Origin of the sequence: Thalassotalea marina (genome assembly GCF_014656435.1) — a bacterium.
Taxonomy (GTDB): Bacteria; Pseudomonadota; Gammaproteobacteria; order Enterobacterales; family Alteromonadaceae; genus Thalassotalea_C; species Thalassotalea_C marina.
Genome location: NZ_BNCK01000003.1, coordinates 262,962 through 279,454 on the forward strand (window position 1 = coordinate 262,962; position 16,493 = coordinate 279,454).

The 16,493-nt window shown below is 39.1% G+C and carries 11 protein-coding genes; 5 read left to right on the top strand and 6 right to left on the bottom strand.

What is annotated here, in order from left to right; genetic code table 11:
* Nucleotides 1–19: 19 nt before the first annotated feature.
* Nucleotides 20–2,080 carry a basic secretory protein-like protein gene (locus IE199_RS07615; protein ID WP_229854592.1) on the top strand — a complete coding sequence of 687 codons (2,061 nt, stop codon included), beginning with the start codon at nt 20–22 and terminating at the stop codon, nt 2,078–2,080.
* Between the two features lie 466 nt (nt 2,081–2,546).
* Complete coding sequence (locus IE199_RS07620) at nt 2,547–5,360, top strand: TonB-dependent receptor plug domain-containing protein (RefSeq protein WP_189768851.1); 2,814 nt, start codon at nt 2,547–2,549, stop codon at nt 5,358–5,360.
* Nucleotides 5,361–5,426: 66 nt separating this feature from the next.
* On the opposite strand, the gene IE199_RS07625 is transcribed toward IE199_RS07620, so the two are convergent.
* Entirely contained in the window at nt 5,427–7,052 is a 1,626-nt protein-coding gene (locus IE199_RS07625; RefSeq protein ID WP_189768853.1) for a methyl-accepting chemotaxis protein, read from the bottom strand.
* A gap of 191 nt (nt 7,053–7,243) precedes the next feature.
* Between IE199_RS07625 and IE199_RS07630 the strand changes: the two genes are divergently transcribed.
* Together IE199_RS07630 and IE199_RS07635 are read left to right on the top strand one after the other, a co-directional pair.
* Complete coding sequence (locus tag IE199_RS07630) at nt 7,244–8,320, top strand: porin (protein WP_189768855.1); 1,077 nt, start codon at nt 7,244–7,246, stop codon at nt 8,318–8,320.
* Nucleotides 8,321–8,332: 12 nt separating this feature from the next.
* Nucleotides 8,333–8,743, top strand: coding sequence for a type 2 periplasmic-binding domain-containing protein (locus tag IE199_RS07635; protein WP_189768857.1), 411 nt, complete (start codon nt 8,333–8,335; stop codon nt 8,741–8,743).
* 235 nt (nt 8,744–8,978) lie between these two features.
* Here the strand turns inward: IE199_RS07635 and IE199_RS07640 are convergent, their stop codons facing one another.
* From IE199_RS07640 to IE199_RS07650, 3 genes are all read right to left on the bottom strand, one after another.
* Entirely contained in the window at nt 8,979–11,012 is a 2,034-nt protein-coding gene (locus IE199_RS07640) for a TonB-dependent receptor plug domain-containing protein (protein WP_189768859.1), read from the bottom strand.
* 338 nt (nt 11,013–11,350) lie between these two features.
* On the bottom strand, nt 11,351–12,490 hold the full coding sequence (locus IE199_RS07645) for a putative porin (protein WP_229854594.1): 1,140 nt from the start codon (nt 12,488–12,490) through the stop codon (nt 11,351–11,353).
* Between the two features lie 6 nt (nt 12,491–12,496).
* Nucleotides 12,497–12,934, bottom strand: a complete 438-nt coding sequence (locus tag IE199_RS07650; protein ID WP_229854596.1) for a type 2 periplasmic-binding domain-containing protein — start codon at nt 12,932–12,934, stop codon at nt 12,497–12,499.
* A gap of 249 nt (nt 12,935–13,183) precedes the next feature.
* Here IE199_RS07650 and IE199_RS07655 point away from each other — a divergent pair, with 249 nt between their 5' ends.
* Entirely contained in the window at nt 13,184–13,960 is a 777-nt protein-coding gene (locus tag IE199_RS07655) for a substrate-binding periplasmic protein (protein WP_189768860.1), read from the top strand.
* Between the two features lie 147 nt (nt 13,961–14,107).
* On the opposite strand, the gene IE199_RS07660 is transcribed toward IE199_RS07655, so the two are convergent.
* Both IE199_RS07660 and IE199_RS07665 read right to left on the bottom strand, forming a co-directional pair.
* Nucleotides 14,108–15,811, bottom strand: a complete 1,704-nt coding sequence (locus IE199_RS07660) for a GMC family oxidoreductase (RefSeq protein ID WP_189768862.1) — start codon at nt 15,809–15,811, stop codon at nt 14,108–14,110.
* Nucleotides 15,808–16,491, bottom strand: coding sequence for a gluconate 2-dehydrogenase subunit 3 family protein (locus IE199_RS07665; RefSeq protein ID WP_189768864.1), 684 nt, complete (start codon nt 16,489–16,491; stop codon nt 15,808–15,810). Before IE199_RS07665 ends, IE199_RS07660 begins: the two co-directional genes overlap by 4 nt.
* Nucleotides 16,492–16,493 lie beyond the last annotated feature (2 nt).

The following is a 16,493-nucleotide window of genomic DNA, read 5'->3' on the forward strand; positions in this document are numbered from 1 at the left end:
GAGGCAGAGGATTTTTATCATGATGAATTTAATACAAAAAAACAAAGTTAAAGTCACTCTGTTAGCGGTAACGATTAGCAGTGTTTTGTACGGTTGTAATGACGGCTCAGGCTTTACTTCAACACAAGCCGATAAAGAGCAACCCGTCGTAACGGATTCAAGCAGTGCAACGCGTAACATGGTATCTGATACCAATACCGCCATTGAAGCACCTGGTGCAGATTCACCGGGCGCGGAAGGTATTGCCAACTTAATTGATGGTGACATTAATTCTAAGTTTTTAACCTTTACTACTAGCGCAGAAGTGATTTTCACCGCTTCAAAACCCTATGTTTTGACCCACTATGTGCTGGGTGCCGCTAATGATGCACCTGAGCGAGATCCTAGTCAGTGGACTTTAGAAGGTTCGAACGACAAGGAAAACTGGACGTTAATCGATGAACAAAGTGGACAAAGTTTTGCCAATCGTTTTCAAAAACGTAATTTTGAATTGAACGAAGGGGATACTGAATACAAATATTTTCGCTTTAATTTTAATAATACCAGTGGCGATATTTTCCAATTAGCCGAGCTTGAATTATTCGTTAAAGCTGATGCTCCACTTACTGAGTTCACCGTTTCATCAACAACACCGGCACCTGGTGATTATGTTATTTTCAAAGATACCTCTCTTGCCAACCCTACCAGTTGGCAATGGACCTTTGAAGGTGGCGAACCAGCGACAAGTACCGAAAAAAGCCCTCTTGTTCACTACAATGAGCTCGGCCCTAAAACGGTAACTTTAGTAGCAAAAAATGACAAAGGTGAAACAAAGCTGGTCAAAGAAAATTTCATTCGCGTATGGGATGAAAACAATCCTTGGGATGGCTTTCCTCAACCGAGCATAAGTTTTGTTAAAAACAACCCAGATCATGCAGGCCAAGCATTACTAGAGCAGGTTGTTCCTGATCTAGAAGAGCAAATTCAGGCAATTAGCTTAGAGATTGCCAAGAAACTCTATAACAATGTTACTGAAATTAAAGTGTTTAAAAGTGTGCAATTTGAAACGGGATTATATGATTTTCCTGCCGCTAAATCTGGCACTGACGAACATATGATCTTGCTATTTGATTTACAGCATATCGCTAATGTCGCACAACAAGGTGATGCAGCTTTACGCAACGAGATCCTCGGCGTGTTATGGCACGAACTGACTCATGGGTACAACATGGTGCCCGATTCTGGCGTATACCAACCAGGGAATGAGTTACACAGCTACTTAGAAGGTTTAGCTAACTATATACGAGTTGATGCAGGTTATTTAAATTTAACTCCTGCTTGGATCGAGAGCTGGAATCAAGACGCTTACAATCAAACATCATTATTTTTGAAGTGGGTTGCAGAAAGCAATCGCAATACTGACTTTATCCGTCTGTTTAATGCATCTGCCAACACCATTGATAACTGGAGTTTTGATAAAGCATTTAAGTCAATTTTTGGTGAACAACGTGGTATTGAACAGGTATTTGGTGAATATCAATCTTATTTAAAAGATTTAGGCTTAGCACCTTTTCCAGAACCAGTTTCGGGTTATCGAAATATTGCTGTAGAAGAAGGTGTAGAAGTTACCACTAACGCTACTCATATTGGTGTTTGGGGTGAAGGCCCAGATAAAATCAACGATAACAATATTAACAAAAAGTTTAACGGCGTTATTGAAGCACCATGGTGGTTACCCCAGTATTTGCCAGATCTTATGCCAATCAACGAAATTGATGCGGTTGAACTGGTATTTGAGCTACCAACAGCTAAAACGGTAAGTAAGTATAGTTTAACTACTGGTAGTGATAACGTTCCTAGAGATCCAACAAGTTGGTCATTAAGTGGTTCAATCGATGGTACAACTTGGGTCGCATTAGATACAGCGAGCTATCCTCAAGCTCCTGCGCGATTAACCACTTTCCACTACGATGTTAGTGAAAACGTCGCGGCTTATAAGTACTACAAATTTACTTTAAGCAATGATCAAACAGAAGGTGTTGGCGGTGATAACGGTCGCTTGATCCAAATTGGTGAAATTGCACTGTTAGAGCAAGAATAATCATAGTTTAAATATGAAAACCAAGCCGACTTCATTTGAGGTCGGCTTTTTATTGTGTGTCAAATACTTACTCGTTATTTATATTGGCTTGTTTTTAACACGTTATCGTAATTTATCTACCAATCGTCACCATATCTCTACCAAGTTCTGCATAAATTTCATTTGAACAATTTGTAACAAGTATTTTTTGTAAAAATGTTCAAAAACCCCTTGTTGGAACGTTCCAATAATGATTTAATGATTTTGTCTTTATTTTAATCAAATCGATTATTACAAGGGCAAAAACCATTAACACATTGCTAAGTATTAATGGTTTATTTTGTGATTTTCGTTCCCGTAGCGTTTGTAAAGTAATGGTTTAATGGGTGTTAGCCATTACTTTACTTTTTTTAAAAGTATTTACTTCAAACCAAAAATGGAACGATCCAATTTTATAATAAATATAACGGCAATAAGGGATATCAAGATGAAAAACATGCCATTGGTCAAATGTACCTTAGCGCTTGCCATAGCAAGTGCTTGCACCACAACTTATGCATCTGCCTTTGATGAAGCAGAATCAGTTAAAAAAACCGAAAAAATTGTTGTAACTGGCTCACGTATCGCACGAACCAATTTGGTTTCTGCTGGCGCGGTAACAGTTATTGATAAATCAGCTATCGAAGCTAGCCCATATAAAAACATTGGTGATATTTTACAAACCATGACAGTGTCACAACCAGCAGAAAACTCACTTTCTGCCAATGGTAGTGGTGCGGTTCGTTTTGACCTTCGTGGTATCGGTGCTCGACGCACCCTTATTCTACTCAATGGCAAACGTTTACCAGCAGGTGGTAAGGGCGCTGACTCATCAGCAGATTTAGGCGCAATTCCTACTTCAATTATTGAGCGTGTTGAAATTTTAATGGATGGCGCTTCAGCAATTTATGGCTCTGACGCGATCGGCGGTGTGGTGAACATTATCACACGTAAAGATTTTGAAGGCTTTGAAATTAGCGCAAGCTATGGCGACACTTTAGATGGTGACGGCGCTAAAACGACGGTTGAGTTTATTGGTGGCGTATCAGGTGACAAGGGCAATGTTACCTTCTCAGCGAGTTATTCTGAAGATGACGCTATTTACTCTAGTCAAATACCGTTTTCAAAAAATGTAGTGCAACTACAAAACGATGGTTCAGTAAGCCCATGGGGTAGTTTTTGGGTTCCATGGACAGCGGTCACCGACGCTGATGGTAATCGATTAACTCAAGGCGCGGATTACGGTCCATTTAGAAAATTTACTGATGCCGATCGCTATAATCATCACGAGCAATCGTTCTTACAACAACCGACAGAAAAATACACTATGTCGGCTCTAGGTAATTACGAGTTTGGCAATATCATGGCTTCGCGTGATGTATTTTTAGATTTTGAAGTTTTGTATTCACATCGTAACAACGACTCAAACTCAGCTGCGCAGCCTCTTATTCCATGGATTGGTGGTTACGACGACATCCCAATTTCTAAAGACAACTATTACAATCAACAGTTTGGTCCAAAAGACGCCAATGGCAATGCCTATGACATCTTTAAATGGTCAAAGCGCATGAACGAATTTGGTCCAAGACAAAGCCGCTTTTCTTCAAATCAATATCACATTGCGCTTGGTTTAAGTGGTGACTTTAATGACGATTGGTCATGGCGTGCAGGTTATACTTTCGGCCGATATGAAAGCCAAGAAACTCGCGAAGGTGTATTTAACTGGGATAGAGTGCGTGACGCTGTGGGCCCAACACACTTTAACGCCGAAGGTGAGCTACGTTGTGGTGTTGGTCCTGAAGCGATTCAATTTAAACAATCAACCTGTGTTCCACTTAATGTATTTTTAAAGCCAGGGGAAGCTCAAGATCCTCGCGCTATGGCTTATGTTTCTGGCGATTGGTCAAACGTAAGTTATGGTCACTCTTCAATTAAAACAGCAACGTTTGATGTTACTGGTTCGCTACTAGAACTTGATGCTGGCCCAATTGGCATTGCCGCTGGTGCATCATATATGGAACTTGATGGCCGTATTCAAACTGACAGCAACGCGGTACACGCAACAACAACTGACGGTAATGGTCGCCCAACAGGTGGTGGTTATCACGTATCAGAAGCCTATGTTGAAGTGAATATTCCAGTATTTACTGACGCTAGTTTCGCTAAATCATTAGAAGTTAACTTAGCTAGCCGTTATTCAAACTACAGCACTGGCGCTGGCGCAACAACGAATTCAAAAGCGTCAATTTTCTGGGCGATTAATGATGATGTAAGTGTGAGAACAACATTTTCTCAAGCTTTTAGAGCGGCAAATATTCGTGAATTGTTTGCTGGTCAATTACCGTCTTTTGCCGATGGTATCGATCCATGTAAAACACTGGATGATGATGGTCCACTGCGCCCACTAACACAGGAAAATGACGCTGGTTGTTTAAAAACAGGTGCACCTGCATCGGGTTTTAGAGATGGCCTTCAACAGATCAGAACCAATACCGGTGGTAATCCAGATCTAGAGCCTGAAACCGCAAAAATCAAGACCTTTGGTGTGGTTTATACACCAACATGGTTAGAAGGTTTTTCCGTTAGTGCAGATTTTTACGACATCAAGCTTGAAGATACCATTTCGACCTTTAACGCCGTTCGTAAAATTGAGTTATGTAATGAAACAGGTGATTTCTGTGACGACATTCACCGTTACCAAAGTGGCCCACTACAAGGCGTATTATTAGGTGTTGATACCTACAATGAAAACTTAAATGCTTCACACTATCGTGGTGTAGATTCTGAAGTTCATTATCAATTAAATACCCAAGAATACGGTGACTTTACCTTTGGTTTAACTTGGCACCATACCATTAAACATGAAATCAGTATTTTTGACGGTGGTGTGACTGATTATGCCGGCACACATACGGCAAACGGTGGCTTCCAACCAGAAAACAAGTTTAACCTAACAGTTAATTGGATATTAGACGATTGGTCAGTCAATTGGGCGACTTATGTGATTGGTGAGTTAACCACCGATGGCCGTGCAGTTGATGGAGTAACGCCTGACTACACCCTTGACGCTTGGACCTATTCAAACATTAACGTTAATTACTACCAATCGAACAATCTAAGTTATTCATTTGGTATTACTAACCTATTTGACGAAGATCCAAGAAGAACCATGTTAACTAACGGTAATACTAACTCAGCGGGTGCTTATAGCCCTGCGTTCTTAGGCTCAACCTTCTTTTTAAGAACAAAATATTCATTCTAATCATTTGAATTTTTTGACTAAAAAAGCCATCGATTGATGGCTTTTTTTATAACGTCGATAATTAGATTATTTAATTTCTCCAACATTAAATTTATCGGTGGCATCTAGAAGTTGCTCTGATAACGCATGCAAAGTTGTGCCAACACTTTTCACTTCATTTAATGAGTCTAATGTTGAACGGAAAGATTCGTGCATGTTTGATACATTGTCGACAACCACAATGGCTACTGAAGTTTGTTCCTCTGTTGCAGTCGCAATTTGCGCGTTCATTGTGTTGATTGACAGTATTTGTTCGGCAATTTTTTCAATGGAGGTACCCGTTTTCTTAGCGGTATCCGCGTTGTTCCTTGCCATTTCCATCGCTTTTTTCATGGCTTGCACTGAGTCGTCAGCAGCAACTGTTAGTGCATTAAGTAATTCTCTGATTTCGTTAGTAGATTTTGCCGTTCTTGATGCTAATTCTCGAACTTCGTCTGCCACTACCGCAAAGCCTCTGCCTTGCTCGCCTGCCCTAGCGGCTTCAATCGCAGCGTTTAGTGCCAACAAATTAGTTTGCTCTGCAATGGAGGTAATAACATTTAGAATTTGACCAACATTTTGTGTATCACTGGCAAGTTTGTCTATGGTAACGGCTGCTGCGTCTATTTCTTCACTTAACAGGCTAGACTCTCTCACGGATGAACGAATTTGAGTTTGACTAACATCTACTTCTTTTTCAGCTTCTTGCGCGGCTTCTGCCGCTGATGCTGCGCTGTTTGATATATCTCCAACACTTAGTTTCATTTCTTCCATTGATTGTTTTACTACTTCAGCATCTTGCGACTGTTGATTTGTCGCTCTTTCTGCAGATTCCATACCTTGTAGCAATTGAGTGGATGAAAGAGTTAGAGGATCGACAACAGCGATAACGTTTTCGACAGTGCCTTTTAATAAAGCAATAAAATCATTAAAGTTTTTCGACACTAAACCGATTTCATCTTGCCCTCTGACCGTGAGTCGGGTGTTAAGACTTCCGCCCCCTTTTGCAAGTTGGTCAAGTGAATTGGCTACATCTTTTGCAGACTCGCTAATTGTTTTTGCAATATAAATAGCCAATCCAATAATAATAATTAACGAAACAACGGTTATCGACATACCCAAAGTTAACGCTGAGTTTGATCTATCTTTAGTTGTCTCTATCAGCTGAACAAAGCGTTTATCTGCTTGTTGTTGAATGCTTCCCAATGATTCCGTTAAGGTTTGAAACTTTTCCGTTTTGTCTTTTGCTACTTGCTGAATAGTACTAAAGTCTATTGTTTCATTGATCATACCGTTAGCTATGTTTGAAGCTATGGTGCGGTAATCTGATAACAAGCTAAGATATTTTTGCGTATTATAGGCGCTATCTAAGCTATTTAATCGATTTAAATTCTCTTCAATTTGTTTAGCAGTTTCTTCTGCTTTGCTGATCAGCTCCTCGTCTCCAAATGTCACCGCCTGCGTAAATTGTTCGTCTAGCTTTTCAATCAGGTACTTATTCGCGGTAGCTAACTGGACAACTTGATAACTCACTTCAGAAACTTCTTCCAGCGAAGCTTCATTTTCCACTAGCGTTGTATAGTTTTCTAATAACATGACCACCAATATAAGCGCGGTGATACTGGTTATAATGTGAATTTTTTTATTAATGCTTAAGTCTGCAAAAGAGAGCATATTTCCCCACCTTCACTTAGGTAAACGGTTTAGTTTTTATTCATTACTTTTCATCTAAAGTGTTATCTAAAATAAAAAAATTGCTAGTTTTTTGGACATATTTACATTTTGTCTATACTTGGTGTGGGAAACAATAAGAATAAGCTACGGCCACTCCCAATTGAAATTGCACCAAACTAGGAAACTGTGATATGAAAAAAACACTAAGTTTGATAGCGGTTGCGACGATGTTAAGTAGTCCTTGTTCAGCCGAAATAAATCTATCTGGATTTGCCAGCATAAACGCGGGTAAAGTACTAAGTGGAACAGGAGTGCCGCAATTTGGCATTGACGAACCGACCTTCTTAGCCGATTACCCAATAGTAAGTACCTATAATGATGAAATCACCTTTGAGCCTGAAACCTTATTTGGCCTTCAAATCTCAGCCAATGTTGGTCAAGGTTTAAGCATTATTGGACAAGTTGTTGCACGTGGTGCTGATGACTTTGATCCAACGTTTGAGTGGGCCTACTTGTCTTACGAGATCAACGAAAATTGGACAGTGCAAGCAGGTAAAAAACGTTTGCCACTGTTTTATTATTCGGATTTCTACGATGTAGGGTACGCCTATGTTTGGATGAGAGCACCGGCAGACAACTATACATGGCAAATATTCAATTACAGTGGTGCCAATGTTTTATACACAGGCGAATGGGGCGATTGGTCTATTTCTACCAATATTTATGCTGGTCGAGAAGATGACAAAGAAAATAAATTGTTATCTGAGTTTTTCTTTAGTGAACCTACTCGAGAAATATGGAAAGATATTGTTGGTGGTGTATTTCAAGCCAGTTATGATTGGTTTGAAATTCGCTTAACGCACATGCAATACACTAACCAACGCTACCAGTCGGGCGAACCTGTATTATGGGATGGTAAAGACGAACGAGATGGCAAATTTTATGGCATTGCCATGAATGCGGATTGGGGGAATATTTTTGTATTAACCGAGTTAAATCGGCTTGATTTAGGTGGTAACTTAGATACACAAATGATCACCCTTGGCTATCGATTTAACGATGTCACTCCCTACATTTCTTACGCCGCCTTTGAAGAGGACTCCGTAGGAGGTGAAGAACACAATACCACCTCTTTAGGTATTCGTTGGGACTTTCACCCGTCAGCTGCATTTAAAATCCAATACGACGACGTTCAAGATAAGTCTTTCGATTTAGCCGTCGCAGGGGATAGTAAATCACTTACTGTCGGCGTCGACATAGTATTTTAGCAGGAGGCCATTATGAAACATTTCATTTTAGGTGTAGCAATTTTTGCCATGGCAACCTCAGCAATCGCTGGTGTTGATGTGATCGTGCACCCATCAAATAATAACGAAATTGACGAAGGTACTATCAAAAAAATCTTTACCGGTAAGGCAAAATCATTTGCAGATGGCAGTAAAGCAATTCCGGTAACGCAGCAAGATGGCAGTGCGGTAACCGATGAATTTAATAGTAAAGTCGTGAAAAAATCGTCTAGTCAGTTAAAAGCATATTGGTCAAAACTAGTTTTTACTGGAAAAGGTACGCCACCAGAAGAAGCAGCAAGTGATGCAGAAATGCTTAAACTGGTTGCTAACAACCCTAATTTAATTGGCTTTGTTGAGACAGGCAAAGCGTCGGGGGATGTTAAAGTCATCAAGTCATTTTAACGCTTAAATAACATTTAATAAAACCTGCCTTAATAAAGCAGGTTTTTTCTTTTATGCAGACTCCTGATATCTGTTTAGTTATCGCAATAACATTGCATTGTGTTTCTAGAGCCTTTATGTCCATTTCTCATTTAAAGTTAACTGATTAATGAATATCTCAGAAGTGAACATACAAAACTTATCTAAAGTATCGATAAAACTATGAATGTCATCAAAACTAATATAAGTTCACTTTTTAAAACTCATATCTTAATCCAAATTGGAAATATCGTGGCAATCGTCTAACGTCAAAATAGCCGTCCGGCGCATATGTTGGATTATAGTGATTTTTATTGCCTAAATTTGATATTTTTAATATGAAAAACAAATTAGGTTGAAACACATTTTTTACGGTCAAATTTGCATCGGCAATTAAATAGCTGCCTTTATTGTCCTGCACTCTTTTGACGACATTGGTCACTCGATTATGGTACGTGTCGCTAGGATTTCTGCTTCCACTCCAGTTTAGGCTAAGAAACAGGTTAACATCTCTTTTTTCAAAATTAAGTGACACATTAACCGTGTCTCTTGCCACGTTAGGCTGGTCGGAGTTCAAATGAGTCAAATTAACGTTCATTGCCAAACTGTTCAAACAACATGACTGAAAAATCACTGCTTTTTCCCACTCAAGTTCAGCACCATATATCGTGGTCTTATCATCCGAATTTTGATAAGGTCCGCCATCAAATGAACGAATAAAGTCCTTTAACTCACTTTTAAAAGCTCTTGAGGTGAGTTTTTGATTTTCATCGATGAAATAACTCAACTCCCACTCTGTTGTCGATATACTCTCAGGTTTAACAGCAGGGTTTCCTGGAACATTATTGTCTGCTCTAATTTCATATTGTTGAATAAAGGTAGGTGGCCGAAAAGCAGAACCCCACAAAATTTTTGTAGACCAATAATCATTAGACTGCCATGTTAACCCTATGCGAGAAGATATTTGAGAGCCGAAAGTAGAGTGATAATCGTATCTTGCACCTACAATCAATTCGAGCATATTGTCCAAAAACGAAATATCTTGCTGCCAAAATGCGGCATAATTCTCTCGGCTTGGCTTATCATTCCCTTTTTGATCGAGTTTGGAGAGAATTATTTGCTGAGTGACATTATCTTTTTTATGAATAGTTTCATGATAGTTAGCTACAGACCATTTATCATAGAACAAACCAAAATTTGTCTTTAACTCATTTGAATGTTCATAAGATAGCTTGCTATTGATCCCTAGGACTGAGGAGTCTAGATCCGATGTTGAAAAAAACTCCAACTCATTTGTTAAAGGGTCAATCACTCGATGATCAAATATTCGAGACAACTTATTGTAGTAGGCAACCGTTTTTACAGAATACGACTGTGTTTCTTTATCATGTTTTAATGAAAAGTTGTTTGACTTATATCTTTGTTCCTTGTGCTCATTGCTGCGATACAAAGGATACTCTGTCATATAGTTAGTATGATTAAAATTAAACTGCCAGTCATTTAATTCGATCTTTAATTGGCCATATTTACTTTCTACATTATTTAAATGTGTTGAAGGTTGGCCACTTCTATCATACTGCTGCTCAAAACCATCAGTTTGATAAACTCGAGCGTTGAAAAATACATTCGCCGAACTTAACGCTAAATTTTTCTTTACACTCACTTCCTTGCTAGCAAAACTTCCAATCTTACCTTCAAACAATTGCGGAGAAGAAAACTGCTTGGTTGTGATTGACACAATACCGGAATAGGCACTGCCGCCATAAAGCGCTGACCCTGGCCCTCTTATCAATTCAATTTTTTCAATATTTTGAGCATTAAACTGTTCATCAGGAGACCAGCCCCCGAATACGGCATCATTTTGCGGCACACCATCAATAATCAACAATACTTTGGTATTTCTGCCACTAGTCACCCCACGGATCCAGACCATATCTCTGCCATTTCTTCTGTGGTTAATTTGAATGCCCGGAAATAATCTGAGTAACTCAGATAATGTACTTGCGCCTGAGAGCTCTATACGGTTTCGATCAATTACACTGACAACATTTGGTGCCCTAGCCAATGATTTGTTTGAAAGAGATGAGCTCTCAATTTGTAACTGAGATAATTCTCTTAAAGACAGTTCTAATAAGCCATCGTTATTCGTTTTACTGCTAAAAGCATTACATGGAAGCGATCCCATCATTAAAGCAAATGCCGCCACATTCATGGCTTTATGTAATTGAACTGAAGATCTCCAATACCACATCAAATTGTTAACCCCATCCTACTATTACTGTAATTTCAAGCCAATTTAGGCGTTTATAATCCCTTGGCACTATGAATTCACTATCAGAATTTTGTCTTTATGTGCATCATAAATAACAAAATCAAACAGCTTAAAAAATACATGCGTATAATATAGGAATCTCGACAGCACCAGAATTCGTATTTCTTATTTATAAGATATTAGTTCACCGCAATAGCAAGTCGACATTTTGTGTTTATTATCGTTTATTTACAGTCAAGTATGTATCAGAAAGGTTTTGAAACCTATTTATGTTTATAAATAGGCTTCAATATTAAATTATTAAACGTGTTCAGGTATTAAAAAACAAAATCAATACCAAAACTTATCGCTTTTGCATCACCATGATATGCCCAACCTGTTGGCTCGTCTCCTTGGTCGACAAAGTTGTCATACTGCAGCTTCAGAGCGATATTTGACATAATGTCATAACGAACCCCCACGCTTAACACATAGTGTTCTTCGAGAGCTTCTGTGGGCACTTTGCTACGTTCATGATCTGCCTTGGAATAAACAATATAAGGCTTTACATCACCCCAATTATACACAACAGAAGCAAGGTATGTCGGGAATTCAGTCCCTAAATCATCATCATACTCGACATAGTTCATATCAAATAAAAACGTAAAGTTTTCTAGCCAAATTGTGCCACCAAAACCAACAAACGACTGTGAGAATGGGGTGTATGGATCAATACTGCCGTCTTGCTGAATAGTTTCTCTGTCCCTATCATTTTGAAAATAAACAAAGCGTAAGTCGAAGTTATCACCTGAGATATTCCAGTTCATGCCCAAAATATCTGTCCAAAACTCATTAACGGTTTGAGCACTTCCGCCGTACAACCTGTCGTAATACAACATTTCTACGTTGTCGTTTGAGTATTCGTTACCATAAAAAGCGGTGATGGTACTGGATAGCTCTCCTATATCAAAGTTATACATTGCATTTATGCCATCAAACTGAGTCACTTGCCACCAATATAGATTTGATGGTGGCCGCATCCAAGGATAGGCGTAGCCGACCTCTGAATACTCTGAAAAGTAATACATAGGAATGTTTCGGCGACCGAACATAAAAGTCAGATCGTCTTTCGCTTTATAAGTTAAATAGTACCAATCAAACTCTGGTTCAAAATCATCTACCCCTTTTGCTACCAATTGTGCGGTAAATGAAAATTTCTCATTAAACTTATACGTGCCCTGCAAGGCCAATATTGACTCGGCCTTGATGGTTATATCATTATCATATTGACCAACATCATAAAAATCTGCCGTGAGAATCTCATCTCTTTTTTGACCAGGACTTAACGGATCATTAACAGTGCCAAATGTTTTACCAGCAATTAAAGAACCATAGCCACTTATCTGAAGAGCAGCATTAGCACCCAGCGATACAAAATACATACAAATTGAAATTGCAAATAAGATCTTATTCATCATGTTCTCCTAGAAAGTCGCAACAACTTTAACACTATCATCTACAACACTTGGATCTAGGTAACCTATAGCGTCTTGATTTGACGCGACCGCTTGCAGTACCAGAGCACTAGAATCTAACTCTTGAGGAGGGGTTCCCTTGCCAGTAAAGAGAATCTTTGACCAATAAGCTTTTACTTGGCTGCTCGATTTGCCAATAACCTTGCGGTTAAACTCTTGGGTAATATCATCAGTACTGCTAAGGCCAATTAATATGGTAGACTTGCCATTTGAAAAGCTCTTAGATTTTCCTAAAAAAGTCTTCTTAATTATTGTTTCATCAAATTCAGAGTTATTAGATGGATGAACGACTACTGCAACATCTGCCGAGACATTTCCCGTATACAACAAACTCAGTGAAATAAATAAAGGCATAACTTTCTGTAAGCTTTGCTTAAATCTTTTCATATAAAACCCTGTTGTTATCAATATTGAGGTTAGTTTCAAATTAATACTAGTAACGATTCTGTTTTGTGCAAACTTTGTATGGTAGTCTTTTTAATGAAAAAATTAAGTAAATAAACTTTTTACAACTAAACTTTAAAAAGGTTTGTGAGTTGTTAACCTCATTTTCCTATAAACTTTTGGTACAGAATTAATAGTCTATTCATCTTCATAGACTACTTTTATAGCATTGAAATTATTGTGGTTAGTTGCATGTCCTACACATTGAAACTCGTTTTTTGTTTGCTGTTTTTTTCTATTTCATCTCATGCAAAACAACAAAATCAAATCAGCGTTGTTACCGAGCATTTCCCTCCTTATCAAATAAACGCAGTTGATAGAATTGAAGGAATGGCCGTCGATATATTTTTTGCATTAAACAAACTGAATGGCGACACGTACGAGATAAATTTATTTCCATGGGCTAGGGCCTACGAGAAAGCCATAACTACCCCAAACACACTAATTTTTACTATTGCAAGAACAAAAAGTAGACAACCTTTATTTAAATGGATTGGCGATTTACCTTTTGAAGATCAACTAGGTATTTGGACAGTAGCCGATTTACATTTAAGCTCCAATATAAGTAGTATGGATCTCAGTAATTTAACAACGGCCATACCAAGATACGATTCCAATATTGCTTTATTGAGAGAAATAGGCATCGAAGAAGGTAAACAGCTTATATATGTAAACCAATTTGAACAAGCAATAGAAATGCTTTTGCACAGGCGAATAGATTATATAGCAGCAGGAAAAATATCGATGTGCTTTCAATTAAACAAACTTAATAAAAAACTAGCTGCTTTCAAATTTACACCTCTAAACGTCAGAAAGTCCGCACCTCTGTCTTTTGCATTCAATGCACAAAGCAATAAAGAATTAGTATCAAAATATCGCTTGGCATTTAGAGAAATTAAAGACAATGGCACGCTCGATAAAATAACAAATAACTGGCTTAAATTGATAAGTAATCAATGCAAGTTTTGACAAGCTGTATTTAAATAGGCGCTTACATGGCTAAATGACTAATGGTTTGCGCTTGTGACTATTTTAATACTCTTAATATAGTAGCCTGAACTTAGCTTAAGCCCGTAATCAAAGACTCAACCTATCCAAGACGAATACTTAAACATGTTAATCGCCTTGCCATTTTTGTTTAATATGTTCAGCGACCCGAAACGCATTGGCATAAATCGTATAGGTATGGGGAACACTACCACCTGTTGGCATAAAAGAGCCGTCAGTGACATATAAGTTGTTAGACTCATGAGCTCGACAATATTTATTCAACACAGAGGTTTTAGGATCGTTGCCAAATCGGCAACCGCCCGCCATTAAATTAGTTGGCGGGTACTGACTAACGGACGTGGAAATATTTTTTGCGCCCATTTTTTCGAGTAACTGTGCGCCTTTTTCAGCGAGGTATTCACCAACCAATACGTCTTGCTCATGTGCGCCAATTCGAATTTTAGCAACTGGATCACCCCATTTGTCTGTTACTTCATCGTCAAGTTCAACAAAACAATCGTCAGTAGGTAGCCAATCGTTAAACACTTCAAATCTAAGTGTTTTATAAGAAGTAAATTCTTCAAACAGATTTTTCTTGAGCGCTTCGCCCCAAACTAATGCGCCGTCTTCATCATATTGGCTGCCAGATGCTCGTGAAATTGGGTTTCGGAAAAATAAAAAATCGATAGTGCCGCCTTTCGCTTTACCTGCTTTATTGGCACCGTTAAATGTTTTATCGTCAATTTGATACCAATCTTGCAGTGCTCTATTAAGAAACGGCCCATCCGATTTTAGTGCTTGCTGTTGCTCTGGTGTTAAATCGGAAAAGATAAAGTCCCCACGGCCAGTACCACCACCACTAAACACCAGATTTTTGCCTACTTGGCCATTGTTGTTGGCTAAACCGTTTGGAAAAAACTTACTTTTTGACTGCAATAATAAACGGCTGGTTTCCACTGCCTGACAAGCAACAACAAAAGTACGGGCATTTACCAACTGCTTTCGACCCGCTTGGTCATAATAATGCGCCGCAGTTACAGCACCTGAATCATCACTGGCTAAATGAAACACTTTGGCATTGGGGATAATGGTTAAGTTACCTGTTGCCACCGCATGATTTAATAGCGCAGCTCTGCCACTACCTTTTGCGCCAGAGGAACACCCATAACGACTGCAATAACCTGAATATTCGCAGCTTTGTCGTCCCATATCGGGGCGTGACAAAATAGCTCTGGGTACTGGAATTGAGTGAAAGCCGAGCTTTTCTGCGGCGGTATCAATCCACTGTGCAACAGGGTGATCAATCAATGGCGGATAAGGGAAGTCGGCCGATCTAGGCTCTTGATATGGGTGTTCAACTACTTTACCTGACACCCCCACTTGTTTATCAACTTGAGCATAAAATGGCTCTAACTCGTCATAGCTAATCGGCCAATCAACAATGTTAGCCCCTTCAATGTCACCAAAGGTAGATTTAAGTTTAAAGTCGACGGGTTTTAACCGGTGAAAGTAGCCGCTCATAAAATTAGAAGAGCCACCCACAACATTGCCATTCCAAAAACTCCAGTCTGACTCACTGGTCGCTTCTTTATGCCAATGTGTTTGCCCATCGTCTTCAACATGCCCTTCTTCAATCACATGTTGTTCATCAGAGAGTTTTGGGTTGTAGCTATCACGAATATTTGCTGCAAGTTCGTCTTTGTAAAAATCATCCTCAGTCAGCCAAGGGCCCTTTTCAAGTACAACAACTTTGGCGCCAGCTTTTGCAAGAATATAAGCAATAGGCGATGCGCCAGCACCGCTACCAACAACACAAATATCATATGTCATGCTTTTTGAAACCTTTTACTTTGTTCTAATGGTGCTACTTGTTTAATAGCGATTGTTTGTGTTTTTGGCGCAGTTGAATTGCTACGAGCGGGTAATTCGAAATAGCGCTTACCTTCGGGAGGTAGTGGAAAACCCATTGGATGTTGAAGCCATTGCCAGCCTATACCGTCAGGATTGCCTCCATAAGACGGAGGTGCCAGCATGGCTTCGTACATATTAACAATCAACATATTTAACCAGTTAGTACCTGCCTGCGAACGGCTAATACCGACAAGTACTTGCTCTTTATCTTCATTGGCTAATTGATAAAAGGCTTTATTAAAACGCTTTTGAGTAAAGCCCTCTAACCAAGTGACACCTTGATAGATAAAATCAATTTCTTGTTGTGCGCTAGGTTGAATGTGAACTAGCTGATACAAATAAAACGTCGCTTGTATTTCTTTGGCGCCAGGCCCAGAAGGAGAACTAGGTAACAAATGATTTAAAACCGCATCTAATGTTTGCCATTTGTCTTGTGTTAAGGCTTGTTGAAATTGACTAACAACGTTAGGTGTCACTTGAGCGAAAGTAGGGGTAGCCGCAACAACAGTAGCGCCCGCAGCCGCTTTGAGTACATGACGCCTCGTTAATTTATTTTTTAACCAAGCTGGGGTTTGTTGGTACTTTTGTTCAAAATCCATGA